Annotated in this window: 24 protein-coding genes; 14 read left to right on the top strand and 10 right to left on the bottom strand. The window is 63.2% G+C overall.

The window, feature by feature from the left end; translation table 11 throughout:
• Nucleotides 1-12: 12 nt before the first annotated feature.
• From VLA65_RS09300 to VLA65_RS09285, 4 genes are all read right to left on the bottom strand, one after another.
• Nucleotides 13-1,914, bottom strand: coding sequence for a heavy metal translocating P-type ATPase (locus VLA65_RS09300; protein ID WP_332602325.1), 1,902 nt, complete (start codon nt 1,912-1,914; stop codon nt 13-15).
• A gap of 54 nt (nt 1,915-1,968) precedes the next feature.
• Nucleotides 1,969-3,036, bottom strand: a complete 1,068-nt coding sequence (locus VLA65_RS09295) for a zinc-dependent alcohol dehydrogenase family protein (RefSeq protein WP_059389005.1) — start codon at nt 3,034-3,036, stop codon at nt 1,969-1,971.
• A 54-nt stretch (nt 3,037-3,090) separates the two neighbouring features.
• Nucleotides 3,091-3,555, bottom strand: a complete 465-nt coding sequence (locus VLA65_RS09290) for a pyridoxamine 5'-phosphate oxidase family protein (RefSeq protein ID WP_332602324.1) — start codon at nt 3,553-3,555, stop codon at nt 3,091-3,093.
• A 64-nt stretch (nt 3,556-3,619) separates the two neighbouring features.
• On the bottom strand, nt 3,620-4,090 hold the full coding sequence (locus VLA65_RS09285) for a pyridoxamine 5'-phosphate oxidase family protein (RefSeq protein WP_059389003.1): 471 nt from the start codon (nt 4,088-4,090) through the stop codon (nt 3,620-3,622).
• 168 nt (nt 4,091-4,258) lie between these two features.
• Between VLA65_RS09285 and VLA65_RS09280 the strand changes: the two genes are divergently transcribed.
• On the top strand, nt 4,259-5,974 hold the full coding sequence (locus VLA65_RS09280; RefSeq protein WP_332602323.1) for a GAF domain-containing sensor histidine kinase: 1,716 nt from the start codon (nt 4,259-4,261) through the stop codon (nt 5,972-5,974).
• 20 nt (nt 5,975-5,994) lie between these two features.
• Here the strand turns inward: VLA65_RS09280 and VLA65_RS09275 are convergent, their stop codons facing one another.
• Nucleotides 5,995-6,693 (bottom strand): response regulator, encoded by a 699-nt coding sequence (locus VLA65_RS09275; protein ID WP_307053711.1) that lies wholly within the window; start codon nt 6,691-6,693, stop codon nt 5,995-5,997.
• Nucleotides 6,694-6,885: 192 nt separating this feature from the next.
• Between VLA65_RS09275 and VLA65_RS09270 the strand changes: the two genes are divergently transcribed.
• The 5 genes from VLA65_RS09270 to VLA65_RS09250 all read left to right on the top strand — a co-directional run bounded on the left by VLA65_RS09270 (nt 6,886) and on the right by VLA65_RS09250 (nt 10,170).
• A complete protein-coding gene (locus tag VLA65_RS09270; RefSeq protein ID WP_332602322.1) occupies nt 6,886-7,044 on the top strand; it encodes a universal stress protein in 159 nt (52 codons plus the stop codon).
• A gap of 29 nt (nt 7,045-7,073) precedes the next feature.
• Nucleotides 7,074-7,436 carry an SPW repeat domain-containing protein gene (locus VLA65_RS09265; protein ID WP_332602321.1) on the top strand — a complete coding sequence of 121 codons (363 nt, stop codon included), beginning with the start codon at nt 7,074-7,076 and terminating at the stop codon, nt 7,434-7,436.
• A gap of 70 nt (nt 7,437-7,506) precedes the next feature.
• A complete protein-coding gene (locus VLA65_RS09260; protein ID WP_332602320.1) occupies nt 7,507-8,892 on the top strand; it encodes an MBL fold metallo-hydrolase in 1,386 nt (461 codons plus the stop codon).
• A 37-nt stretch (nt 8,893-8,929) separates the two neighbouring features.
• Nucleotides 8,930-9,253 carry a DUF3040 domain-containing protein gene (locus tag VLA65_RS09255; protein WP_306972488.1) on the top strand — a complete coding sequence of 108 codons (324 nt, stop codon included), beginning with the start codon at nt 8,930-8,932 and terminating at the stop codon, nt 9,251-9,253.
• A 53-nt stretch (nt 9,254-9,306) separates the two neighbouring features.
• The gene (locus VLA65_RS09250) at nt 9,307-10,170 is read left to right on the top strand and encodes a universal stress protein (RefSeq protein ID WP_332602319.1); all 864 of its coding nucleotides are present in this window, start codon (nt 9,307-9,309) and stop codon (nt 10,168-10,170) included.
• Nucleotides 10,171-10,302: 132 nt separating this feature from the next.
• On the opposite strand, the gene VLA65_RS09245 is transcribed toward VLA65_RS09250, so the two are convergent.
• From VLA65_RS09245 to VLA65_RS09225, 5 genes are all read right to left on the bottom strand, one after another.
• Nucleotides 10,303-10,746: a pyridoxamine 5'-phosphate oxidase family protein gene (locus VLA65_RS09245; protein ID WP_284989204.1), complete on the bottom strand. Its 444-nt coding sequence runs from the start codon at nt 10,744-10,746 to the stop codon at nt 10,303-10,305.
• A 127-nt stretch (nt 10,747-10,873) separates the two neighbouring features.
• Nucleotides 10,874-11,317, bottom strand: coding sequence for a universal stress protein (locus VLA65_RS09240; RefSeq protein ID WP_284989203.1), 444 nt, complete (start codon nt 11,315-11,317; stop codon nt 10,874-10,876).
• 120 nt (nt 11,318-11,437) lie between these two features.
• A complete protein-coding gene (locus tag VLA65_RS09235; RefSeq protein ID WP_284989202.1) occupies nt 11,438-11,860 on the bottom strand; it encodes an Hsp20/alpha crystallin family protein in 423 nt (140 codons plus the stop codon).
• A gap of 238 nt (nt 11,861-12,098) precedes the next feature.
• Entirely contained in the window at nt 12,099-12,548 is a 450-nt protein-coding gene (locus VLA65_RS09230; RefSeq protein WP_284989201.1) for a pyridoxamine 5'-phosphate oxidase family protein, read from the bottom strand.
• Between the two features lie 242 nt (nt 12,549-12,790).
• The gene (locus tag VLA65_RS09225) at nt 12,791-13,621 is read right to left on the bottom strand and encodes a sugar phosphate isomerase/epimerase family protein (RefSeq protein ID WP_059388994.1); all 831 of its coding nucleotides are present in this window, start codon (nt 13,619-13,621) and stop codon (nt 12,791-12,793) included.
• Nucleotides 13,622-13,839: 218 nt separating this feature from the next.
• Between VLA65_RS09225 and VLA65_RS09220 the strand changes: the two genes are divergently transcribed.
• The 8 genes from VLA65_RS09220 to VLA65_RS09185 all read left to right on the top strand — a co-directional run bounded on the left by VLA65_RS09220 (nt 13,840) and on the right by VLA65_RS09185 (nt 23,624).
• A complete protein-coding gene (locus tag VLA65_RS09220) occupies nt 13,840-15,015 on the top strand; it encodes a substrate-binding domain-containing protein (protein WP_332602318.1) in 1,176 nt (391 codons plus the stop codon).
• A gap of 144 nt (nt 15,016-15,159) precedes the next feature.
• On the top strand, nt 15,160-16,467 hold the full coding sequence (locus VLA65_RS09215) for an ABC transporter substrate-binding protein (RefSeq protein ID WP_332602317.1): 1,308 nt from the start codon (nt 15,160-15,162) through the stop codon (nt 16,465-16,467).
• A 55-nt stretch (nt 16,468-16,522) separates the two neighbouring features.
• On the top strand, nt 16,523-17,485 hold the full coding sequence (locus tag VLA65_RS09210) for a carbohydrate ABC transporter permease (RefSeq protein ID WP_332602316.1): 963 nt from the start codon (nt 16,523-16,525) through the stop codon (nt 17,483-17,485).
• On the top strand, nt 17,482-18,390 hold the full coding sequence (locus tag VLA65_RS09205) for a carbohydrate ABC transporter permease (RefSeq protein ID WP_059388989.1): 909 nt from the start codon (nt 17,482-17,484) through the stop codon (nt 18,388-18,390). The genes VLA65_RS09210 and VLA65_RS09205 overlap by 4 nt, the downstream gene beginning before the upstream one ends.
• Complete coding sequence (locus VLA65_RS09200) at nt 18,387-19,391, top strand: hydroxyacid dehydrogenase (protein ID WP_284989195.1); 1,005 nt, start codon at nt 18,387-18,389, stop codon at nt 19,389-19,391. The genes VLA65_RS09205 and VLA65_RS09200 overlap by 4 nt, the downstream gene beginning before the upstream one ends.
• A 79-nt stretch (nt 19,392-19,470) precedes the next feature.
• On the top strand, nt 19,471-21,849 hold the full coding sequence (locus VLA65_RS09195; RefSeq protein ID WP_332602315.1) for a polysaccharide lyase 8 family protein: 2,379 nt from the start codon (nt 19,471-19,473) through the stop codon (nt 21,847-21,849).
• Nucleotides 21,850-22,146: 297 nt separating this feature from the next.
• Nucleotides 22,147-23,130 carry an aldo/keto reductase gene (locus VLA65_RS09190; RefSeq protein WP_332602314.1) on the top strand — a complete coding sequence of 328 codons (984 nt, stop codon included), beginning with the start codon at nt 22,147-22,149 and terminating at the stop codon, nt 23,128-23,130.
• A gap of 62 nt (nt 23,131-23,192) precedes the next feature.
• Entirely contained in the window at nt 23,193-23,624 is a 432-nt protein-coding gene (locus VLA65_RS09185; RefSeq protein ID WP_332602313.1) for a hypothetical protein, read from the top strand.
• Nucleotides 23,625-23,657 lie beyond the last annotated feature (33 nt).

Genomic DNA, 23,657 nt, shown 5'->3' with positions numbered 1-23,657 from the left:
GCGGCCGGCAGGCTAGGGCCGAAAGTCGCGGTCCAATTTCCGGAGCCGGTCAAGGGGGACACGCCCTGGCGAATCGACCCCCGGTTTTCGGCTGTGCCCCAAGGCCCGGAGGGCATTCAAGATAGTCGCGAGATCTACCAACTCCTGCAGGAGAGCCCCGGCAACCGCCGGGACGAAGCCGTATGCTGCCGCGGCCATCAACCCCACGCTAAGGAGAATGCCTGTCCAGATGCTGGTGCGGGCGATGTGGATGGTGTGCCGGCCGATGTCAACGGCAGCGGCCACCTTGGATAGGTCATCGAGCATGATGACGACGTCGGCCGATTCGCTGGCCGCGGTTGCTCCCCGGGCACCCATTGCTACACCGATGTCGGACGCGGCGAGGACAGGTGCGTCGTTGACTCCATCACCGACCATCAGGACCGGTCGGTCGTTCAATTCGGCGACGGCGGCCACCTTGTCGGCAGGCAGGCAATCGGCCAGGACCCGGGTTATCCCGGCTTCGGCCGCAATATGTGAGGCAGTGGAACGGGTGTCGCCAGTCAGGAGCATGGTTTCCCGCACCCCGAGACGTCGCAGCTGGGCCAGGGTGGCCACCGCGTTTTCCCGCAAAGGGTCGCTCATGATCAGCGTTCCAGCGAAGTGCCCGTCCACGCCGACGGCGATCCCAAGTTGTCCGCTGGCCACGTCTGCCTTCTCGAAGCCGCTTGTGGCTGGGCCGACGAAGGCAGCTTTGCCCACCTTTACAGTCTGGCTTCCGCAGACTGCCGTGACCCCCTGGGTCGCGTGCTCGTTGGCGCTGGTGACGGGCAACAGATGGAGGCCGCGCGTCCGTGCTGCATCAATCACGGAGGCTGCCAGCACATGCGAGGACGACTGTTCAGCGGACGCTGCGAGTTGCAGTATCCGATCGGCTGACATGCCTGGCGTGGCGGTCGCGGAAACCTGTATGGCGTGCAGCGCGGGGCGGCCGTGCGTCAGTGTCCCGGTCTTGTCGAAGACCGCCGTCCTGACGCGGGCGAGTTGTTCGAGGGTGCCGGCATTCTTGATGATGATTCCCGAGTGGGCTGCCCGGCTGGTGCCGGCAAGGAACGCCACAGGTGCTGCGATCAACAAGGGACACGGTGTCGCAACGACGAGCACCTGGGCAAACCGTTCCGGATCGTGACTGAAGTACCATGCGATTCCTGCCAGCAGGAAGGCGAATACCGTGAAGGGAACGGCGTATCGGTCCGCAAGCCTGACGGTGGGGGCGCGGCTCGCCGCGGCTTCTTGGACCAGGGCCACGATCCGGCTGTACTGGGAGTCTGCAGCGGTGGCACTTGCAACAACGCGAACGGCTTCGTCGCCGTTAACCGATCCACTCATGACGGGGTCGCCCTTGCCGTGCTCGACCGGCAGGCTTTCGCCAGTCAAGGAGGATTCATCGAAAGTCCCGGCAGGGGAGAGCAAGAGACCGTCCACTGGGACGATTTCGGAGGGTTTGACCAACAGTGTGTCTCCGGAACGGATGCTCCCCACGGGAACCTCTTCCACCGGGTTGCCCGGGGTCTCGCGGTGCGCGGTCCGCGGAGCCCGCTCAAGGAGGGCTTTCAGTTCGTGCGTAGCCCTTCCGTGGGCAAATTCCTCCAGGGCGTCTCCTCCCGTGAGCATGAGGACGATGATGAGGGAGGCAAGGTATTCTCCGACCACGAGGGTGCTGGCGATGGCCGTCACCGCCAACAGGTCGATGCCCCACCGTCCCCGGAAGAGATCCCTGATCATGGACACGGCACGGTACGCGGCCACGGTTAGCGCATAGATAGTCGCTATTGCCTGTGCCGCTGGCATTTGACCGAGGCCCCACAGTACCCCGACGCACACTCCTACGAGGAGTGTGGCCGCGACGAGCGGAAAGCGCAGAATTGTGGCCATGGGAGCCGCCGCTCTTGGGTGCCGATTCGGGGAAGGAGCTTCAGCAACGGTTGCCTAGTGGTGGGATTCCCGGCTGAGGATGACCTTCAGGGCGTGTGTTTCAGCCGCCCTTGAGAAAGTGTCGTAAGCATCGATGATCTGTCCCAGGGTGAAGTGGTGCGTCGCGAATTTCTCGGCGGGGATCTTGTGCTGGGCCACCAGGCGGAGGAGCATCGGCGTCGTGTTGGTGTTGACGAGGCCCATGCTGATGTTGATGTTGCGGATCCAGAGGTCCTGGAGGCGCAGTTCAACGGACTTTCCGTGCACGCCGATGTTGGCCACATTCCCGCCGGGGCGCACGAGCCGCAAGGCCATATCGAAGGTGTCCGGGATCCCGACTGCTTCGATGGCGACATCCACTCCTGCGCCGTCGGTGAAGGACATGACGTCGCTGATCCAAGCAGGACCGGAGGGGTTCACGACCCCTGTTGCGCCGAACTCCCGGGCCCGGAGAAGGCGCCCTTCGTCCGGGTCTATGGCGATGATTGTGGCGGCGCCGTGGAGGCCTGATGTGGCTATCGCGGCGAGGCCGATGGGGCCCGCTCCGACGACGGCGACGACGTCGCCTGGCTTGATGCGACCGGCTTGGACTCCGATTTCGAACGCCGTGGGCAGGATGTCCGAGAGCATGACGGCTTGGTCATCGGTGACCCCGTGGGGCAGTTTGTAGAGCGAGTTGTCCGCGTAGGGGACACGCACGTACTCGGCTTGGGTGCCGTCAATGAGATGGCCAAAGATCCAACCGGTTCCTGCTTGGCCCTCCTCCCCGGAGCAGTGCGAGTAGAGGCCCTTCTTGCAGTTGCCGCAATGTCCGCAGGACTTGATGCAGGAAATGAGGACGCGGTCTCCGGTCCTGAGCCCGGTGACGGACGAACCCACTTCGGTGACCGTTCCGACGCCCTCATGCCCGAGGACCCGTCCCTCCTGGACCGCCGGAACGTCGCCTTTGAGGATATGAAGGTCCGTCCCGCAGATTGTGGTGGTATCGATGCGGACGACGGCGTCGGTGGGGTTGACGATGTGGGGATCAGGGACGTCCGTCCAGGACTTTTGTCCGGGTCCGCCATAGACGAGTGCTTTCATGATGCTCCATCAAGCTAGGGCAAGAGGTACCGTCGGCGACGCCGGCAGCAAAAGTCAGTGGAACAGCTCGGAGCGCGCATCCCACAGGGGAGTGTTCCAGATATCGGGCCGGGTGGCCTTGAACCGTCGACCAGTGAGGGCATCCAAGGTCAAACGCAGATAGTGGCTCTTGCTGCCCGGCTGCCAGGGATCCAGGTGGAGGGCATCGGCTGCCGCCTTTTCACGCAGGTCGACGATGAAGTGCGCCTGCCCTCTGGCGACGACGCTCCAGGCCTTCCCGGGGCCCGCATCGAAACCATCGATTTCGAGCGCGCAGGGATGGCGCATCGTGTTCCAGAATTTCGTGCCGGTGCCTGTGCGGAAGACGATTGATCCGTGGTCCACGACGTAGTTCACGGGGAAAATGTCCGGATGGTCCTCGACAATGACGGCTAGCCTGCCAACGGCTGCTTGGCCAAGCAATTCAAAGCATTCGTCTGGACTCAGACTTTCGATTTCATCCGTCGATTGAGTGTTCATGACCATGACGCTACCGGCGGCTGTCCGCCGTCGTTAGGGGCTTTAGGCCCGCCGGGCGACGCCGTCATTCGAGTCCGGCGCGCGTTGCGTCATCCAGGGGACTCCACCACGTCAGGGGAGGGGTGACGGTGAAGCGGCGTCCGGTAATTGACGTCGGAACGATGCGGACGAAGTGGTCTTTGCGGCCAGCTTGCCAAGGGAAAAGGAGCAGCCCGACCGTATCGAGCACCTCCTGGGTCAGCTTGATGGCAACAGCGTGACCTTTCACGACCACGCTCCACGCCACCCCGGTGTCCGGGTTGACGCCGTCGGCCTCCAGCGCAACCGGTGTTTCGCCCAGGGCCGAGTGGAGCTTGGTCCCTTCTGCGGTCCGGAAAACGAGGGTGCCATGGTCAACCTTGTAGTTGATCGGGAAGATGTCTGGATGGTCTAGTACCCACACTGCGAGGCGTCCCACCGAGACGCCGCGCATGAGCTCCCAGCATTGTTGAGGTTGCAGGACCTCCGGCTCCGGGGTTGATGGTTTGTTCGTCATGACGGAGAGGCTACGCCCGGGAGTGAGCTGGAAACAGGGCACAAAGACCCTCGCCTCAAGGGCGTCTGGGCGAACGCGAGACTCGGGGAGTAGTCTGGCATCGGATACGCCAGCTGCCACGACACGGGTACCTGCCCCGTGTGGGCTGCACCGCTCGAAAGGCAGTAAATGAACGGCTCTCTTCCAGATCCTGTGCGGCCTGATCGCCTTCATGTCACGGGAACCCGGATCGAAGACCTGCTGAGGGACTTTTTGGCCAGGGCCGGAGAACTCCTGGATGCCCAGGAGCAGATGCGGGGGCTTCTGGAAGCGGTGGTGGCCGTCGCCGAAGACTTGAGCCTGGAAGCCGTTCTGGACCGGGTGGTCAAGTCCGCGTGCCGGCTACTGCATGCCCGCTACGGCGCGTTGGGCGTCATCGGCGAAAACAAGTCTTTGAGCCACTTCGTCACAGTCGGGATCGACGAGGACCTTGCACGCCGCATCGGCCCGCTGCCCACCGGGCACGGGGTCCTCGGCCTGCTGATCAGCGAACCCGCGCCCCTCCGTCTTCATGATTTGCACCAGCATCCGAAGTCATACGGATTCCCTGCAAACCATCCACCCATGAAGTCTTTCCTTGGTGTCCCGGTGCGGGTCCGGGACGTCGTCTTCGGCAATCTGTACCTGACGGAAAAAGAGGGGGGTGGCGATTTCACTCCCGAAGACGAGGATCTTGCCGTCGCATTGGCTGCTGCTGCCGGCGTGGCCATCGAGAACGCCCGCCTCTATGAGGACGCCCGCCGCCGCGCGTCCTGGCTCGAAGCATGCATGGATGTGACCGGCCGGATGCTCGGCGACGACCGGACCTCGGAGCCGGAAAATGTCGGGCTTGACCAGATAGCCGACAGGGCGCTCCGGGAATCCGGTTCCCGGCTGGCCCTGATTCTCGTTCCAGATGGAGGGGTGGATTCGTACTGCGTCGCGGGTGCCGCGGGAACGGAGAGCGCACATTTCGCCGGAAATATCCTGCCCATGGATTCCGCCGTCATCAGGTCGGTCGCCGCCACCGGGATGCCCGCCTGCATGGACGAGGCCGGAGACATCCTTGGACTGGCTGACGGCTTGTCCAAGGGAAAACTCCTGGCGATAGATCTCAGTGCACAGGGCGCCCATCATGGACTTCTGTTTCTGGTTCGGGCCCCTGGAACGGGGCCGTTCGCTAAGACGGATGTGGAGATGGGGGCCGTGTTCGGCTCACACGTGGCCTTGGGCCTGGAGCTTGACCGGATTCACCGGCTCCGTGAACAACTGGTGGTCTTCTCGGATCGGGACCGCATTGCCCGGGACCTGCACGACCTCGTCATCCAGCGCCTTTTCGCCGCGGGACTCAGCATCCAAAGCCTGCGGCGGTTCACTACAGGCGAACCTGCCTTGACCCGGATCAATGCGGTCACGGCTGAACTGGATGAGACCATCAGGGACCTCCGCAACACCATCTACTCGTTGCGCTCTTCCGGCGAGCAGGAGTTGCTGAGCAGCCGGATACTGCAGACTGTCCGCACTGCCACCAGGTCCCTGCCCTTCGCCCCCCACCTCACGCTCACGGGGGCGGTCGATTCAGTGCTCGACGACGGAACAGTCACCAACGCGCTGGCGGTCATCTCCGAAGGCCTCAGCAATGCGGTCCGTCACTCCGAGGCCGAGGCAATCAGCGTTTCAGTGTCCGTGGAAGACGGCATGCTAACCTTGATCATCGAAGACGACGGCAGGGGCTTCAGGGATGCCGTCCCCGGAAATGGCCTGGTGAACATGGAACAGCGGGCCTCGGAGTTGCGTGGTTCGTTTGAGGTGACCAGCGCCCCAACGAAGGGGACTACCTTGGTGTGGTCGGTTCCGGCCCACTGAGTTTCCCGTCTGCTGGTCCGTCAACGGACGGTTCCGGTGTCCGTTTCCGGTCCGTGGGCAATATAGACGGCTGCCTGGGTGCGACGTTCGAATCCCAGCTTTGCCAGCATCGAGGACACGTAGTTCTTCACCGTTTTCTCGGCGAGCTGCATGAGTTCCCCGATCTGCCGGTTGGTCAGGCCCTGTCCGACCAGATCGAGGACCCGCCTCTCCTGGGGTGTCAATGAGGCGACCCTGGGATCCACACGCCGGGGCTCGGTGAGTCCCTGGATGATCTTCGCCTTCACTGACGCATCAAACAACGACTCACCGCGCGCGGCCTGGCGGAGCGCACCTATCAGGTCGGTACCGCCGATTTCCTTGAGGACGTACCCGGCCGCACCGGCAAGGACGGCTCCCCGCAGGGCTTGTTCGTCGTCGTAGCTGGTCAGTATCAAGCAATTCAGGGTGGGGTCCACGGAGCGCACCTCCCGGCACACTTCGATGCCCGTGCCGTCGGGCAAGCGGGCGTCTAGCACTGACACGTCGGGGCGCAAAGCGGGAATCCGCCGTGCAGCTTCCTCCGCGGAACCGGACATGCCCACCACCACAAAGCCTTCGCTTTCGAGCAGCTCCTGCAGTCCCCGGCGGACAAGCTCATGGTCGTCCAGGACATAGACACGGATAGGCGGCGCGCCAAGGACCCGGGCGTCGCTTTGGGGTGATACTGGGCGTTCCATGATCCTCCTGTCGGGCAGCCCGTGGCCGCGGTCCCGCCGGTCCGGCATGTTTCCCGGCTATGTCATTGTTCACTGCCCGCCAACGGCAAACAAGGGCCGAAGGACCCAAGCCGGGGCCATGACTTTCGGCCCTGTATGGCAGCTGATTTTCTGCCCATTCTTAGAGAAACCGCGGGAACGGAAAGGAACACCATGGCCAGGCAAACCGGGCAGGACAAGATCATGGTGCTTGGTTCTGTCAGCGCGGCCTGTGTCGTCCATGCCCATTGTCCAGTTCTCGTCGCGCACGAACCCGAAGCGGCCAAGCACCCCGAACCCCGTCCCGGCGACGCCGGGGCGGCCATCAAATAGCCCAAACCGATCAAAGGAGCACGATCTAGATGAAGAAGTGGACCCGTTGGCAGGACTGGACGGTCATCGCCGCCGGCGCCTATGACGCACTCTCGGTGCTGTGGACAAGTCAAGGCGGATCGTCCACGGCCCTCATGGTCATCCTCGGCGTCCTGCTGGTCGCCGCCGGGGTCACCAACCTGGCCATGCCGGGAATGCCGGCTGCCGAGTGGGCGCAAGCCGTGTTCGCCGTCGTCCTCCTCCTTGCGCCATGGCTTGGAGGCTTCACCTCCATGACAGGGGCCGCCTGGAGTGCATGGATTCCGGGCGCGGTCGCCCTGGTTGTCACAGCCTTTGCAATCAAGCCCAGCACCGAGGAATACCGTCACCACCACGTGATGCCGGCCCCGTAGCCGTGCAATTCCGGAACGGGCATCCGGCCACCGCCGGATGCCCGGCACTGCAAATTTCGAGGAGACCAGCATGAACAGCAATCACCCGGCCCGCCTGCGGTTTTTTGGCGCGACCGACACTGTTACTGGTTCCCGCTATCTCCTCGAATCCAGGGACACGCGGATCCTGGTCGATTGCGGTCTTTTCCAAGGCTACAAACGTATCCGCGACCGAAACAGGATCCCGTTTCCCGTCGCCCCTGGTTCCATCGACGCGGTGCTGCTCACCCACGTGCACCTGGACCACACCGGATACGTTCCGGCACTGGTGCGCGATGGCTTCACCGGGCCGGTCAACGCCACCCACGGGACCAGTGAACTATGCAAACTGCTGCTGCCGGACAGCGGCCACCTCCAAGAAGAGGAAGCCCGCTACGCCGATCATCGGGGTTCCTCGGTGCATGTTCCCGCGCTTCCGGTCTACACCGCGGCCGATGCGGTCAGGTCCTTGAACTCATTCGAGCCGCGGGATTTTGATGCTCCGCTTGAAGTGGGAGATGGCATCGAGGCCACCTTCCTCCCAGCCGGACACATCCTCGGCGCCGCCCAGATCCACATAAATGTCGACGGGCATTCCATACACTTCTCGGGAGACTTGGGCCGTGCCGACGATCCCCTCATGTTCCCTCCCCGGGAATTGGAGGCCGCGGACATTCTTGTCACTGAATCGACGTACGGCAACCGACGCCACCCGGATCAGGACGCGGCCGCTGAGCTTGGCGCTGTCGTGTCCCGCGTCGCCAAACGCGGGGGAGTTGTCATGATCGCCGCGTTCGCCGTCGGCCGCGCGGAAACCCTCATGCTCCACCTCTCCCGGCTCCGCCGCAAGCACCTCATTCCGGACATTCCGATCTATCTGAACAGCCCCATGGCCATCGACGCGTCCTATATGTACCGGCAACACCCGGACGAACACCGCCTCCTCGTGGACGAGTTCGAAGACATGTACAAGCTGGCCACCATGTCACGTACCGCCGATGATTCCAAGCTTCTCAACCTGAGGGGAGGGCCAATGGTCATCATCTCCGCCAGTGGCATGCTCACCGGGGGAAGGATCCTCCACCACCTTGAGGCTTATGGCCCGGATCCGAAAAACGCCATCATCCTCAGCGGCTACCAGGCCGGAGGAACACGCGGTGCCGACCTGGCGGCCGGAGCAAAGGAACTCAGAATTTACGGCCAGGACGTCCCCATTCAGGCCGAGGTCGTACAAATTGAAGGATTCTCCGCGCATGCCGACGCCGACGAAATCATTCGTTGGATGCACACCGCGGATGAAGCCCCGCACATGACTTACATCACTCACGGCGAACCCGAGGCCTCCGATGCCCTGCGCCGCCGCATCAAGCGGGAGCTGGGCTGGAACGCCAGGGTCCCTGAATACCTCGAAGCAGTCCCGCTCGACAAACCGCTCTAGCAGCAATGGTTTCCACCCACGCCGGCATAGGAGGCCGATGATGGCTCTCTCCGAGCACGAAAAGAAGACACTGGAACAGATCGCCCAGGAACTGGAACGCGATGACCCGAAATTCGCGGCAAAGATGAGATCGACGCCCGGGCATCCCAAGTCCCGACACACAGCTTTCGGCATCTTCGCCGCCGTCGTCGGATGCCTTGTGCTCCTGACCGGGGTCGCGGCCCGCACCCCGGCCCTCGGAATCATTGGATTCACCATCATGGGCGCAGGGGCGTACCTTGCAACGAGGCGCTTCGGCTCCCCGCAGATACGGTGGCGTCCGAGCTCTTCCCAGTCCATGGGACCCGCAGAGCTGGGGTAGTTGAGGCGGAAGCCCAACGGTCGAAGACATCATCGAGGAAGAGCGGACATGCCATGAAAGAGCCAATAGTCGTCGGCATCAACGACACCGGGGCCAACGAGGCCGCGGTGACTTGGGCAATGCACCGGGCCGCGGCTTTGAAGCTGCCCGTGCAACTCGTGCATGCGGTGGATGACCGCTGGATGGCCGAATCCTTTGCCTACAACGAGATGGCCAACAAGGCCGCGACAGAGCTTCTGATCAAGGCCAAAGCCCATGCAGCCGGGGTGGAACCGAAAGTTGAAGTTCGAACGGTATTGATTTCGGGCACCGCAGGGTACGCCCTTCGCAAAAGGTCCAAGAAGGCTTCCCTGGTGGTCATCGGTTCCGGGACCCATGTCAGGCCCGGAGGCCGGCTGACCGACCGCGCCCTGCAGATCGCCTCCGTGGCCGTTTGCCCCGTGGCCGTCGTCGGAGAAGAGACGGTGCACAACCGCCACGGAGTCATCGTCGGAGTGGACGGTTCGGAGGAATCAACACAGGCGGTAGCATTCGCCGCCGCGGAGGCAGACCGTGAAGGACAGGAACTGACCGTCATGCACGCCTACCCGATACCCGGCGCCTGGTTGCAAAGGGGGTTGCCTGAGGGCAGCTTCGGCGAGCAATTCATGGAAGAAGAACGGCTGGTCCTCGCCGAGACAGTCGCCGGCCTGGCGGAAAAGTACCCCGACCTCGTCGTCCACAGGGTCCTGGCCACCGATCCACCGGCCCAGGCCCTCGCTGAAGCCGCATCGACGGCGAAGCTGCTGGTCCTTGGCAGCCGCGGCGGAGGCGGAATCAAGCGTCTCCTGCTGGGCTCGACCGCCCACGCAGTCCTTGCCCAGCTGGCGTGCCCCACCATCATTACCCGCATACGCCGGGTCAAGAAGAGCAAATAGCGGGCGGGGTTCCTTCCCGGGGAAAAGGCGGGCGAGGCCATCACGGGAATCGACAGCACAGCCGTCGAACCCGACTCGGGCAGGCCCGGCACTCTGGAGAGCACCGTTGACGCCTGGCGCCAGGACCCGGATTCAGGCTAGGTGTACGTGGCGGCCAGTCACCACCGCGGCGTGGATCCGGATGAAGTCATTCCTTGCTCCGCCTGCCCAGGGCTCTACCATGGCCTGTCCCCAAAGATAGGTCAACAGCTCCGGTTCCTGCACATGCGAGGAAGGTCCACTGACCAGGACCGACCACCCTTCGCTTCGCTCGGGCTGCGCCTCATCAATCTCGAACGATGAACTCAAGCGAGGAACGGCGTCCCCGATGGTCCCGGCAGCGGACGTACGGAAGTAGATCGCCCGGTCATGGACGAGGTAGCTGACGGGCAGGATCATCACCCTGTTCTTGTAGTTGAAGCCGAAGCGGCCTGTGTCCTGTGAGCACAACAGCTCCCAGCAACGCTCCTCGCTAAGCTCCTCCGTGACGTGCCGGACATCGTCAAAGGGGCTGGGATCCATGTTGGGAAAGGACATTTGTTTCTCCTGGGGGCCGATTTTGCTTCTGCAAGTCACGGCATTTGAGCGGCTGGATCGGCGAGAAGGCGACTCAGAGACCACAAGGGCGCCATCAGGCGTCTCCTCTCTCCGCCGTCGGTGTCGTTCACTTCTTTTCCGGAGCATGGACAACAAGGACCGGGCAGTGGGCGTGGGCAACGCAGGCTGAACTGACCGATCCGAGCAGCAGCCCGCCAAATCCTCCGTGGCCACGCCTGCCGAGAACGATCATGTCAGCTTCCCGGCTAGCTTCAATGAGGGATTCCCGTGCCTGACCGCGGACAACGCGCGAGACGACGTTGTCCGGCAGTCCCGGACCGAACGCTTTCTCCAAGGATTCCTTGAGGACCTGTCCGGCGCCTTCCTCGAAGTCATCGATGCCCATGGCCACATAGCCGCCATAGACCTGAGGGAACTCCCAGTAGGCAACGGCCTCGATTTGCGCTCCCAATGGCACCGCAAGGCTCTGGGCCTGCCTCAGTGCCTCTATGGAGGCTTCCGATCCATCAACACCAACAACTATCCTTGCAGTGGATGCTTCCCCGCCCATGACTTTCCTCCCGCGATAGGGGTGATTTCGTTCCCCGCTAGCGTGACCCGTTGCGATTCCGGATGATAGGGCCGAAAGTCACGGCCCGCCCGTGGCAGGCCATCATCTGGACCGTGTGTACTACTCCCGCGTAATCGAGATCTTGTGAGCGGAGGAGGGTTGGACCCTTTCCGGAATCGGGGCTCTCACTTCGAGAACACCGTCCTTGTATGAAGCGGAGACGTCGTCCTTTTGGATTGTGTCCGGAACTGGCAGCCTGCGGACGAAGGAGCCGTAGCGGAATTCCGTTCTGTAGCTGCCCTTGTCCTTTTGCTCCTCTTTCTCCTGCCGTTCAGCCCTTATTTCAAGGAACCCGTCGCCAAGCGTGATTTCAACGTCCTTCTCGGGATCGATCCCCGGCAGTTCGGCGCGAACCACCAAGGTGGTGCCTTCAACCAATTGTTCGACCCGGATCCCGGATGCTGCCACATCACCTTCGAATAGCCGTTCGATCATCTCAATGGGTGAGCGACGGTTATCGAACCACCTGATTAAGTCCGACATTCCTGACCTCCTTGTCCTGGAATCTGGTCATGCCCGAACCGGCTTGACCCTTCCAGAATGCGAAGCATGGGGAATTGATCCCAGAGTCTTTGGTCCTCCATCTTCCGGATTTTCAGTTGGTCGAGTGACATGAACGAAGCGGCGTCCTCCCTTCGGCACCGGACACGCAGCCCAAGGCACAAGGCAATGCGGGGAAGCCATGGTCGGCGAGGACCGAGGCAGCCGGCCTGACCAGCGGTCACGAATCGCGTGGGGGCCACCATTGGGATGGCGGGCTGATCACGAACCTGCGACCGCTCATTTCCGCCGGCGTAATCCGGACCAGATGATTTTTGGCGCCGGCTTCCCAAGGCGAGAGTTCCATAACGGAAGATTCCTGCAGTTCTTCAGCTTCCGTGACTATTTCGGCACGTCCCTTGACGATGACACTCCACGCAATTGTGCCGTAGGTGTTGAAACCATCGGCTTCCAATGCAATCACTTGCCCGGCCATGACGGCATCCAGTTTGGTGCCCGGTCCTGTCCGGAAGATCACTGTCCCCTCGTCAGGCAGGTAGTTGACTGGGAAGATCTCCGGGCTGTCGCCTCTGACGAGCGCAATTCTGCCGACGGAGGAGGAACGAAGGTACTTCCAGCACTCATGAACGCTGAGTACTTCGGTGTCAGGTCTCAACTCTGAATTCTCCATAATGGTGAGCCTACCGAGATGGTCCACGCGGAAGTAGAGGAATAGGTCTCAGGTCTCTCCCGCGACCCGTGAGCCCCGGTTCAGGCATTCGACACGGACCGGTATTCCGGTCGGACGCCACTCCCGCAGGGCCAGACCAAAAGCCGGCGCAAGTGGAGCCACTCGTACCCCGCCCCAACGGGGCCAAAGAAGCTTGACATGTTCCGGTCATCATCCAGCGAATGCAGGAAATGGCCTTCTGCTTAAGGACCCGTCAGTTTTTCAAACCACTGCCTCATTCCGGCCAAGGCCACGGCCAGTTCGGGGAGTTCGGGATGCCATGGGCGCTCCCATTCCAATGAAAGCCACTCGGTTCGGTCTTCGAGGAGAATGAGGATTTCGTGCAACGGAATGTCGCCCTGACCGAGGAGCCGTAGCTGTCCGTCGAAGTTGGCATCTTTGAGTTGCGCATAGCCAAACCACGGGCCGATGGCTTCGAACGTCGTGGCGGGGCGCTCACCGGCAGCGGCCGGATGGAGTACGTCCCAGATGACTTGGACGCCGTGACCGGGGCATATCTCGTCCAATAGCGTCATAACCCGCCGGATGTCCGTTCCTCGGGGATGCGAGTCGTGCGTTTCCAGCCATATCCGGATGTCAGGGGCGGAGAGGGCGGCCGCCGCGAGCCGCCTTGCGATGCGTGCATCCGAATCCGTGCCAGCCCCACCCGGAAAAACGCGGACGCCTGCCGCTCCCAGGTCACGAGCGAGAAGCATCTGGGCCTCAAGCTCGCCGAGTACGTGGTCGTCGCTTAGCCCGGGATCGCCCACACGTACGTACGTGGCTACGCAGACGACGTGCAACCCTGCCTCGTTGATCCGCCTACGGATCCAGCCGCGCTCTTCACTCGATAAGCCAGCATGCACTATTTGTCCTGCCATGGAACGGAGTTCGAGCCCTTGAACCCCATAGGTGGCCGCAATGTCCAGAATCTCTTGCAGGGACGCTTCCGGGCAGCCGAGCGTAGAAAACGCAACCTTCGCTTTCACGAAGTTCTCACCAACCAGGCGGCCGCCGCCGAGCCTTTCGCCCACTTCACTATCAATTCTTCTCCTCCGATGAATGTCCGCTGATTCAAGGAGAAGTCCCTGAGGAACCTGAGGTCAAGCATTGGTAGCTGATTTGAACAACAATGCACATCTCGTGCGCGGCCAATTCTCACGGGCCCAAATGGCCTTGACTTTCGGAGCCAGCGTCGGCTCTAGTTCATAATGAACAAATCAAACACAAGCGAACTTGATCGGAGGCTCTCATGCTCCCCGAGGACCGGCACCTGCAGATTCTGAAGGAGTTGGCTTTTCACGGCTCCCTCAGCGTTGAGGATTTCGCGGCAAGAATGGGAACGTCCGGGATGACGGTCCGTCGTGACTTGGCAGCTCTCGCGGAGCAGGGGCTCCTGCAACGCGTCCGAGGTGGTGCCGTCCCTGTCGCCGGGTCCGCCATTGAAAGCGGCCGGCGTCGCGCGACCGGCATGAACCCCAGGGGACCATCGGGTCCCGGCAGCGTTCCTCTGTTGTCAGGGCGGCCGGGCGGGAGCCGCCCGCTGGCGACGGTCGGCATGATCGTCCCGTCCGCGTCGTACTATTTTCCCGGGGTTATCCGGGGCGCGGAGGCGGCCGCCCAGGAAGCGGGAGTTCGGCTGGTGCTGGGGGTTTCCAACTACTCCGGGGCCGAGGAACGGCGCCAGCTTCGCCGTCTGTTCGAACACGGCGTTGACGGCATCCTGGTTACGCCCAGTGAGGTTTCCTTGGCCGGAACTGAAACCCTGGCCTTGCTGGCTGAGACGGCGGTGCCGGTTGTCGTCGTCGAACGCTCCATCGACGACATTTCTGAAGAGTGCCGCCTGGAATCCGTACGCAGCGACCATGTGCGCGGGGCGGAGATCGCGGTCAACCATCTCCTGTCCCTCGGCCACAGAAGGATTGCCTTGTGCGTCCGGGAGAAGACTCCCACTGCCGCCCAGGTCATCGAGGGCTACCACCTCGCCATGCGGCGGGCCGGGACCCCGCAGGACTCCACCATGGTGCGCCCCGTCTCGCGTGCGCTGAACGATCCACAGGCGCACCGCCTGGTGGTGGAAGGGATTCTCGACTGGTGCGCCGAGTCGCACGTGACTGCTGCGATCGTGCACAGTGATGAGGACGCGCTGCAGTTCGCCAGCGCCTGCCAGGATCGCCGCGTCCGCATCCCCGGGGACTTGGCTATCATCGCGTACGACGACGAAATCGCGGCGCTGGGTACCGTTCCCCTCACCGCCGTGGCACCGCCAAAATACGACGTCGGCCACGAAGCGCTGCTGATGTGCCTGAACCGGATCGGAGCCCAGCGACGGGGCGTGTCGGCGCTGCAGCGACTGAGCCTCTCTCCCAGCCTCAATATCCGGGATTCCACCCAGAGCCAGGCGCTTCACGTCGGGGCCGCCGAATGACGGAAGCCAAGACAACTTCACTCCGGTTCTAGTGTTCAATTCTGTTCATTCCGTTGATATGTTTACTCGCTGACCGTTTCACTGGGAGTTAAGTGCTTCAAGGCACACCACGACTTCGCATCGTGAACTTCAAAGGAGAACAGAATGAAGCGTCGCCAGCTTCTGCTCGGAGCGGCCAGCCTCGTGGCCAGTGCCGCCCTCATCACGGCCTGCGGGACAACCCCCTCCGCAACCCCGACCCCGGCTCAAGAACCCACCGGCACCATCACGTTCTGGTCCTCGCTCGCCGGGATGGACAAGGTCGCCGCAGCGTTCAACGCAAGCCAGAACAAGATCAAGGTCAACTTCGAAACCGTCCCCAACGGCGCCAGCGGGGGTTACGCCAAGCTGTCCACTGCCATCACGGCGGGCAACGGTCCCGACGTGGCCACCATCGAATACCCGCAGCTGGCCCAGTTCGTCAGCAACGGTCAGCTCCAGCCGCTGGACGGACTGATCGACAAGTCCGCAACGCTGGACAAGCTCTCGGACCAAGCCCGCGGACTGGTACAACTCGGCGGGAAGACCTACGCCCTTCCCTACGACACCACCCCGATGGTCATGTGGTACCGCAAGGACCTGCTGGAAAAGGCAGGCGTTGAGGTTCCAAAGACCTGGGATGATTTCGAGAAGGCCGGCCAGAGGGTCAAGGCAGTGGCGCCGAACGCCTACCTCGCCAGCTTCTACACGAACGATCCGGTCGTCACCGCGGGCCTGGCCTGGCAGGCCGGTGCCAAGTGGTTCTCAGCCGAGGGCGACACCTGGAAGATCGGCGTCAAGGATGAGGCCACGCAGAAGGTGGCCAACTACTGGCAGAAGTTGATCGACGAGAAGATCGTCAAGGTCGAACAGTCCTTCAGCGACGAATGGTCCGCCGATCTGGCCAGCAGCACCGTTGTCGGTGTCCTCGGCGCGAGCTGGAGTGCCCCTGGCCTGCAGTCGCGTACGAAAGCAAACAACCAGGCCGGCCAGTGGATTGCGGCCGAGGTGCCGAACTGGGGCACTCCCTCGAACGGTTTCCTGGGCGGTTCCAGCTTCAACATCCCCAAGGGCAGCAAGAACCCCGCCGCTGCAGCTAAGTTCATCGAGTTCCTCACCACCAACCCCGACGCCGTCAAGGCCCGCGGCAGTGCCGGCTCGGCCTACCTGGCGTTTCCAGGACTGACTCCAGTGGCGAAGGGCGCGTTCGACGCGAGCTACTTCGGCAACGACATCTACGCCGTCTTCGACAAGGCCTTCGCCTCCGTCAGGAGCGGCTGGCAGTGGGGACCGAACTGGGACCTCACCAACACCGCCATGAAGGATGCTTTCGGCAAGCTGACCACCGGCGGCACCGTCAAGCAGGGCATCGAAACCGCGCAGACTGCCACGGTGGGCGGACTCAAGCAGAACGGCCTCTCCGTCAAGGAGTAGGCCCGCCCGGCGGGGTGGCTTCATGGCAAGCCACCCCGCCAGCGAGGAGATTCAAATGGTCAATCAAGCACCTACGAAGCCGGCCAGCCGAGTTGCCGCCGCCCCCGCTTCAACCATCCGCAAGCCACGCGGCCTTTCCGGAACCGGCGGCCGCACCGCCGCCCTGTTCCTTACCCCGTTCTTTGCCGTCTTCGCCTTGGCGATGGTGGCACCCGTCATCTATTCGATCGTGTTGAGCTTCTTCGCCCAGCAGAAATCCGGCCTGGGCTTCGGCGAGGCGAAGACCGCGTTCGTCGGCCTCGAGAACTACCTGCAGGTCCTGCAATCCGAGGCCTTCGTGGGCGGCATCGGCCGCCTCGCGCTGTACTGCGCTATGTACATTCCATGCATGGTGGGCGGCGCCTTGGCGTTCGCGCTCCTACTGGATGCCGCCGTCGCACGTGCCCGGAAACTGTTCCAACTCCTTGTCTTCCTGCCGCATGCCGTTCCCGGCGTCATCGCCGCGCTCATCTGGGCCTATCTGTACACGCCGGGAGTCAGTCCCATCGTCTCCGTCCTCGAAACCGGCGGCATTTCGCTGAACTTCCTGGATGCCCACCTGATCCTGCCGTCGATCGTGAACATCGCCGTGTGGGAATGGACGGGCTACAACGTGATCGTGCTCTTCACGGCGCTGCAGGCGGTTCCGCGGGAAGTCCTCGAGGCCGCTCGTGTTGACGGAGCCGGGGAAATCCGTGCGGCCCTCAGCATCAAGCTGCCGCTGATCCTGCCCGCACTCAGCGTCATCATGCTCTTCACCGTGATCGGCACGCTGCAGCTGTTCACCGAACCCTCCATCATCTCCAAGGCCACGGCGTCCGTCACCAGCACATGGGTTCCGAACATGTGGGCCTACGACGCGGCCTTCAATCGGCACAACCTCAACCAGGCCGCGGCCGCCTCCATCATCATTGCGCTCATGGCCGCCGTGCTGTCCTGGGCCGTCACCCGCTTCAGCTCAAGGATGAACAAAGCATGAGCGCCACCACCTTCCCCCGGCCCCGAACTGCGCTTGCGCCTTCACCTTTGAAACGACGCCGGGCCGCCCGAGTCGGGTTCGCCAGCACCTTCACCGTGAACGCACTCCTGATCCTCGGTTCCGCCTACATGGTGCTTCCGGTGCTGTGGCTCTTCTTCGCCTCCACCAAAAGCACCGCGGACCTCTACGGAACGGCGGCCTACGCTTTCGGGCACCCGGCCTTTTTTGACAACGTCGTCGCGGTCCTGAGCCAAGACGGCGGCGTGTTCCTCCGGTGGATGGCGAACTCCATGTTCTACGCGGCTTTCGGAGCCGTCTTTGGCGGGCTCATCTCGGTCATGGCCGGGTATGCGTTCGACAAGTTCCAGTTCCGCGGCAAGGACTCCTTCTTCGGTATCGTCCTGGTGGGCGTCCTCATCCCGAACACCGCCACCGTCCTGCCCATGTATCTGCTGGCATCGGTTTTCGGGATCACCAACACCATCTGGGCCGTCCTCATCCCCGTGCTCTGCAACCCTTTCGGTGTCTACCTGGCCCGGGTTTACTCCGCGGCCTACGTCCCGGCCGAAACGCTCGAAGCCGCGCGTGTGGATGGGGCCGGAGCCATCCGATCCTTCTTCTCACTCGGCCTGCCCATGATGCTCCCCGGATACGTCACGATCGCCCTGTTCCAGTTTGTCGGCGTCTGGAACAACTTCATGCTTCCGTTGGTGATGCTCCAGGACCAGCAACTGCTCCCGGTCAGCGTCGGGATTTCCATCTGGCAGGGCTACGCCGTACCGCAGCCGGAATTCACACCCCTGGTGATCACTGGGTCCCTTCTGTCCATCGTGCCGCTGCTTCTCGCGTTCATCATGCTGCAGCGATTCTGGAAGTCCGGCTTGACGGCAGGGAGCGTCAAGTGACCCTCAACGTTGCCTTGGCCATGCCGGCCCACACCGCCCGGGCCCTGTTCCCGGAACGCAGCCTCGACACCCTCGAGCCTGAACTGAACCTCCTGAGCCTTGAGCCCATCCAGGACTTCCACGCACCCGAAGGCAAGGCGCTGCTCGCGGAGGCCGACATCCTCATCACGGGCTGGGGCTGCCCCATGATTGACGACGCCGTCCTGGATGCGGCACCGCGCCTGCGCTACGTCCTGCACGCGGCCGGGAGCGTGAAACACCACGTTGCGGACGCCTGCTGGGAACGCGGCGTCCAGGTCAGCTCTGCCGCGGATGCCAACGCCATCCCGGTCGCCGAATACACCGTGGCCATGATTATCCTGGCCAACAAGCGCGTCCTTCAGATCGCCCGCGCCCTGCATACCGCCCGCGCGGAGATCCAGCCCGAACGGCTCTTCCCTGACATGGGAAACTACCGCAAGCGCGTCGGGATCATCGGTGCTTCCAAGATCGGGCGCCATGTCATCCGCCTGCTCGCTCCGTACGAGCTTGACGTCGTGGTGGCCGACCCCTACCTCGACGCCGCCGAGGCGGCCGCGATCGGCGTCGAGCTCGTCACCTTGGACGAGCTCGTGGCGAGCAGCGACGTCGTGTCCCTCCACGCGCCGTCGCTCCCCTCCACCAAGAACCTCATCGACGCCGGCCGGATCGAAGGGCTCCGCCCCGGAGCCACGTTCATCAACACCTCTAGGGGTGACCTCGTCGACCAAGGCGCCTTGCTGGCGCGGGTGGAGCGCGGTGATATCTATGCCGTGTTGGATGTCACCACCCCTTGGGTCCTGCCAGCGGACTCCGGCTTCTACGCGCACCCAAATGTCCTGCTGACCCCGCACATCGCCGGTTCCCTGGGCAACGAACTGGAACGCATGGCAGCCAGCACCGTCCAGGAAGCCCTCCGGCTTTCCCGGGGCGCCCCCCTCTCGTTTCGCGTCCGCGCCGAAGATCTCGGCATCACCGCCTAGTTCTCAAGTCCGTCCATTTTGTGCCTCGGCGTCCAGGGCGCCTTTGGCACGTCCACCACACCTACTTAGGAGCAACTCCGTGTCACCACAGATCTCACGCCGAACGGTTCTCCAGACCGCAGGCACGCTATCCCTTGCAGCCGTTGTCAGCTCGATGTTTGCCCAAAATTCCTGGGCGGCATCAGTGCCGAGCGCCGCGGACTTCGCCGCGCTGCGGACCCGCTGGGTGGACCAGATCACCGGCCGCACGGTGATCCAGGCGGGTGATCCAGACTTCGCCACGGCTATCACCGCGCTGAACAACAAGGCCGCCGCCTCGCTGGCCAAGGTCAACCGCGCGGCAGGCCGTACCTCGGTCTTCACCGACCTGTCGCTCGCCAACGACGTCCACATTGCTTCCACCTACCAGCGTCTGCAGCAGCTCGCCATCGCTTGGGCGACCCCCACTGCCACAGTGTTCGGGGATGCTTCCGTGCTTGCAGACATCAAAGCGGGGCTGGCGGACGCGCATGCCGTTGCCTACAACGATACGAAAGTAGAATCCGGGAACTGGTGGAACTGGGAAATCGGTGTGACAAGGGCCTTGGCCGATACATTGGTCCTGATTCACGGCGAACTGACCGCCGCCGAGATCGCTGCCAACTGCGCAGCCATCGACCACTTCGTGCCAGACCCGTGGCAGCAGTTCATGGCACCAAGAGCCAAGGTCACGTCCGTGGGAGCCAACCGCGTCGACCTCAGCCAAGCAATCATCATCCGCTCCTTGGCCGGGGAAGATACCGCAAAGCTTCAGCACGCCATCACGGGACTGAGCCAAGTGTGGCAATACGTCACTAGCGGAGACGGATTCTTCAGGGACGGCTCCTTCATCCAGCACAGCACCACCGCATACACAGGTTCGTACGGGGTAGTGCTGCTCACTGGATTGTCCAAGCTGTTCGCGCTCCTTGGCGGCACGGCCTCTGAAATCTCCGATCCAAGCCGCAGCATCTTCCTCGACGCAGTCGAGGGTTCGTACGCGCCGTTCATCATCAACGGAGCCATGGCGGATGCCGTGCGTGGCCGCTCAATTAGCCGAGAGGCCAACACCGGCTACGACCTCGGGGCTTCCGCGATCGAAGCCATTCTCCTCCTGGCACGCGCCATGGATCCCGCTACCGCCGGAAGATGGCGGGGCCTGTGCGCCGGATGGATCACCCGCAACACCTGCCGCCCGATTCTTGCAGGGGCCAGCGTGCCAAGAACTGCCCTTGTCAAGGAACTCCAGGCCAGCGGTATTGCGCCCGTCGCCGAGACTGCGGGGCACCGGCTCTTCCCTGCCATGGACCGTACCATCCACCGGGGGAGCGGCTGGGCACTGTCCTTATCCATGTCAAGTAACCGCATTGCCTGGTACGAATGCGGCAACGGCGAAAACAACCGCGGATACCACACGGGTTCCGGCATGACACATTTCTATACGGCCGACCTGGGCCAATACGACGACGCCTATTGGGCCACCGCCAACTACAACCGGCTGCCCGGCACCACCGTGGACACCACGCCCTTGCCGGACAAGGTGGAGGGCGAATGGGGTGCAGCCCGCCCTGCAAACGAGTGGACGGGCTCCGCGGCCCTGGGCGAGGTGGCCGCCGTCGGGCAGCATCTTGTGGGTCCCGGTGGCACCGGCTTGTCGGCCAGGAAGTCCTGGTTCATCAGCGGGGACCTGGCGGTATGCCTCGGCGCCGACATCAGCACCAGGAGCGGCGCCCGCGTGGAGAGCATTGTGGACCACCGCAATCTTCACGAAGGAAACAACGCCCTCACGACGGCGTCGGGCAGCATCGCCGAATCGGCCGGCAGCGCAGTGGTTCTTGACGACGATCGTTGGGTCCATTTGGAAGGGTTCGGCGGCTATGCCGTCCTCGACGCCTCACCGCTCACGGTCCTCCGCGAAAGCCGCTCCGGAAGCTGGTCGGCGGTCAATCTCCTTGCCGGCAGCACCACCGTCCAGCAGCGCAACTTCGCCACCGTCTACATTGACCACGGCGCAGGCGATGCACCGGGCAGCTACGCCTACGTGGTGGCTCCAGGCGCATCGGTCGCCCAAATCAGGCAGATCGCACAAGGCGACAACCACACGGTGATCCGGAACGATGCCACCGCCCAGTCCGTGGAGTTCAAGAGCGAGAAGACTACGGCGGCAACCTTTTGGAAGGCCGGAACAGCGGGGGACCTTGGTGCCTCGGGTCCCGCGTGCGTTGTCTACTCCAGGCACGGAAATGTGCTCAGTCTGGCGGTCAGCGAGCCCACGCAGAAGGCATCCAGCATCACATTGACGCTGCCCGAAGGAACATGGTCCACAGTGCTGGAAGGCTCCGGGGCGACCCTCGGCGCTGATGCCGAGGGCCGCTCAACCCTCACGCTCGACACTGCCGGACTCGGCGGCCAGACGCAGACCGTCAAACTCCGCCGCTAACCGAACATGGGCCACCGTGCCGCTGCGACACTTGGACGCGATGGTCGGCGTGGTCGACCTCAAAAACCTGGAAAGAGCATCCAGAACGTCATCATCACCTGAGCTGTGTGACGGGGGCGTCCGGCCGTCCCCTGCCACTTGGTGCTTATGCTTCCCGGGTGGCGGGTGAGGAATCGGGAGAGCCCGAGATCGTCCGGCAGCATCTTTTGACCAGGCGTGGCTGGCCCTTCCGGTCCTAGGATCAACTGGCCCCCCTCCATGCGGACGGGGCTGTTGTGCCGTGGTTACAGTCGAAGGATGAAGCAGCGAGTATTGGGCAAGACGGGGCGGTCCGTCTCCGTTGTGGGGCTGGGCACATGGCAGCTCGGTGCAGACTGGGGCAACGTGGACCCGAAGGAAGCCAACGACATCCTGGAAGCCGCAGTGGATTCCGGGGTGACCTTCTTCGATACCGCCGATGTCTACGGCGACGGGCGGAGCGAGCAAACCATAGGGGCGTACCTCGCTGCCAACCCCGGACTGGACATCACGGTAGCCACCAAAATCGGGCGGCGCCTGGAACAGAAACCGGAGAACTACACACTGGCCAACTTCCGGCAGTGGGTCGACCGTTCCCGGCGGAACCTCCGGACGGATTGCCTGGACCTGGTGCAGTTGCACTGCCCACCGACCCCGGTCTACAGCCGGCCGGAAGTCTACGATGCGCTGGAGACGCTCGTCAGTGAAGGCGCAATCAAGGACTACGGCGTCAGCGTCGAGCGGACCGATGAAGCACTCGAAGCCATCGAACACGGCACGGCCACCGTCCAGATCATTCTGAACGCCTTCCGACTCAAACCCTTGGAGGGCGTCCTGCCTGCGGCGAAGAACGCCGGAGTCGGCATCATCGCCAGGGTCCCTCTGGCCTCCGGCCTGCTCTCGGGCAAGTATTCCAAGGACCCAGTCTTTGCCGAAAATGACCACCGGAAATACAACCGGGACGGTGCAGCATTCGACGTCGGAGAGACCTTCTCCGGAGTTGACTTTGAACAAGGCCTCAAAGCGGTGGAAGAATTCAAAAAGCTTGTCCCGTCCGGAGCAACTACAGCCCAAGCGGCCATCGCCTGGATCGCGGCACAAGACGGCGTCAGCACCGTCATACCAGGTGCCCGAAGCCCCGAACAAGCCCGCTCCAACGCCGCCTCCATCCAGATACTGGACCACCTGGGTCCGGACTTCGAGAACAGCGTCAGGGAAATCTACGACACGTACTTCCGCGAGATGGTCCATTCACGCTGGTAAACCCCGGAAAGCCAAGCTATTCCGCATGTACCGGCAGTCAGGGACGACGATAGGGTTGGTGCATGAGCGCACCGGAAACGACACACGACTGGCAGCCCCTATGGGCGCGGCTCAATGCAGGCGAGGAAACACTTCCCGCCGGCGTCCTGATGACCGCCCCGCCGGGCGAGGTCAACAGCGCGCTGCCGCTGGAGTCCGAGTTCGGGGTGTTCGAGGCGCCCTTGGAGGATTACGACGTCGTGGAGTTGACACGCTTCGACCGCCCTCTGGCGCGGGGCCGGGTGGCGTTCGGCGATGGATTCGCTGTGGTGGGCCCGGTGCGCGCAGTGGACGGCGACTCTGTGGCGCTCGATCACGAGGCTGTGATTCTGGCCCGCCTGGCGGAGGAAGCGTTCGTCGAAGGCGCGGATGTCGTCTATGCGCCCGTGGACGCCGCGGCGGCGGACCGGTACGAGGCCCTCGGGTGGACGCGGGCGGGCGAACTGGACCCCTAGGAGCACCGGGTCTTCCGTGAGGCCCGGCAGCTG

Source organism: Arthrobacter sp. S2(2024), from assembly GCF_036662515.1.
In the GTDB taxonomy this organism is placed as follows: Bacteria; Actinomycetota; Actinomycetes; order Actinomycetales; family Micrococcaceae; genus Arthrobacter.
This window is presented reverse-complemented; position numbering and strand designations above follow the sequence as displayed.

Excerpts from the sequence above, each read along its gene's own strand:
- VLA65_RS09300 (WP_332602325.1), bottom strand. The coding sequence starts at position 1,914 with ATGGCCACAATTCTGCGCTTTCCGCTCGTCGCGGCCACACTCCTCGTA.
- VLA65_RS09245 (WP_284989204.1), bottom strand. The coding sequence starts at position 10,746 with ATGTCCTTTCCCAACATGGATCCCAGCCCCTTTGACGATGTCCGGCAC.
- VLA65_RS09230 (WP_284989201.1), bottom strand. The coding sequence starts at position 12,548 with ATGGAGAATTCAGAGTTGAGACCTGACACCGAAGTACTCAGCGTTCAT.
- VLA65_RS09190 (WP_332602314.1), top strand. The coding sequence starts at position 22,147 with ATGAAGCAGCGAGTATTGGGCAAGACGGGGCGGTCCGTCTCCGTTGTG.
- VLA65_RS09210 (WP_332602316.1), top strand. The coding sequence starts at position 16,523 with ATGGTCAATCAAGCACCTACGAAGCCGGCCAGCCGAGTTGCCGCCGCC.
- VLA65_RS09275 (WP_307053711.1), bottom strand. The coding sequence starts at position 6,693 with ATGGAACGCCCAGTATCACCCCAAAGCGACGCCCGGGTCCTTGGCGCG.
- VLA65_RS09205 (WP_059388989.1), top strand. The coding sequence starts at position 17,482 with ATGAGCGCCACCACCTTCCCCCGGCCCCGAACTGCGCTTGCGCCTTCA.
- VLA65_RS09255 (WP_306972488.1), top strand. The coding sequence starts at position 8,930 with ATGATGGCTCTCTCCGAGCACGAAAAGAAGACACTGGAACAGATCGCC.
- VLA65_RS09290 (WP_332602324.1), bottom strand. The coding sequence starts at position 3,555 with ATGAACACTCAATCGACGGATGAAATCGAAAGTCTGAGTCCAGACGAA.
- VLA65_RS09185 (WP_332602313.1), top strand. The coding sequence starts at position 23,193 with ATGAGCGCACCGGAAACGACACACGACTGGCAGCCCCTATGGGCGCGG.
- VLA65_RS09285 (WP_059389003.1), bottom strand. The coding sequence starts at position 4,090 with ATGACGAACAAACCATCAACCCCGGAGCCGGAGGTCCTGCAACCTCAA.
- VLA65_RS09250 (WP_332602319.1), top strand. The coding sequence starts at position 9,307 with ATGAAAGAGCCAATAGTCGTCGGCATCAACGACACCGGGGCCAACGAG.
- VLA65_RS09235 (WP_284989202.1), bottom strand. The coding sequence starts at position 11,860 with ATGTCGGACTTAATCAGGTGGTTCGATAACCGTCGCTCACCCATTGAG.
- VLA65_RS09280 (WP_332602323.1), top strand. The coding sequence starts at position 4,259 with ATGAACGGCTCTCTTCCAGATCCTGTGCGGCCTGATCGCCTTCATGTC.
- VLA65_RS09240 (WP_284989203.1), bottom strand. The coding sequence starts at position 11,317 with ATGGGCGGGGAAGCATCCACTGCAAGGATAGTTGTTGGTGTTGATGGA.
- VLA65_RS09220 (WP_332602318.1), top strand. The coding sequence starts at position 13,840 with ATGCTCCCCGAGGACCGGCACCTGCAGATTCTGAAGGAGTTGGCTTTT.
- VLA65_RS09265 (WP_332602321.1), top strand. The coding sequence starts at position 7,074 with ATGAAGAAGTGGACCCGTTGGCAGGACTGGACGGTCATCGCCGCCGGC.
- VLA65_RS09215 (WP_332602317.1), top strand. The coding sequence starts at position 15,160 with ATGAAGCGTCGCCAGCTTCTGCTCGGAGCGGCCAGCCTCGTGGCCAGT.
- VLA65_RS09260 (WP_332602320.1), top strand. The coding sequence starts at position 7,507 with ATGAACAGCAATCACCCGGCCCGCCTGCGGTTTTTTGGCGCGACCGAC.
- VLA65_RS09270 (WP_332602322.1), top strand. The coding sequence starts at position 6,886 with ATGGCCAGGCAAACCGGGCAGGACAAGATCATGGTGCTTGGTTCTGTC.
- VLA65_RS09295 (WP_059389005.1), bottom strand. The coding sequence starts at position 3,036 with ATGAAAGCACTCGTCTATGGCGGACCCGGACAAAAGTCCTGGACGGAC.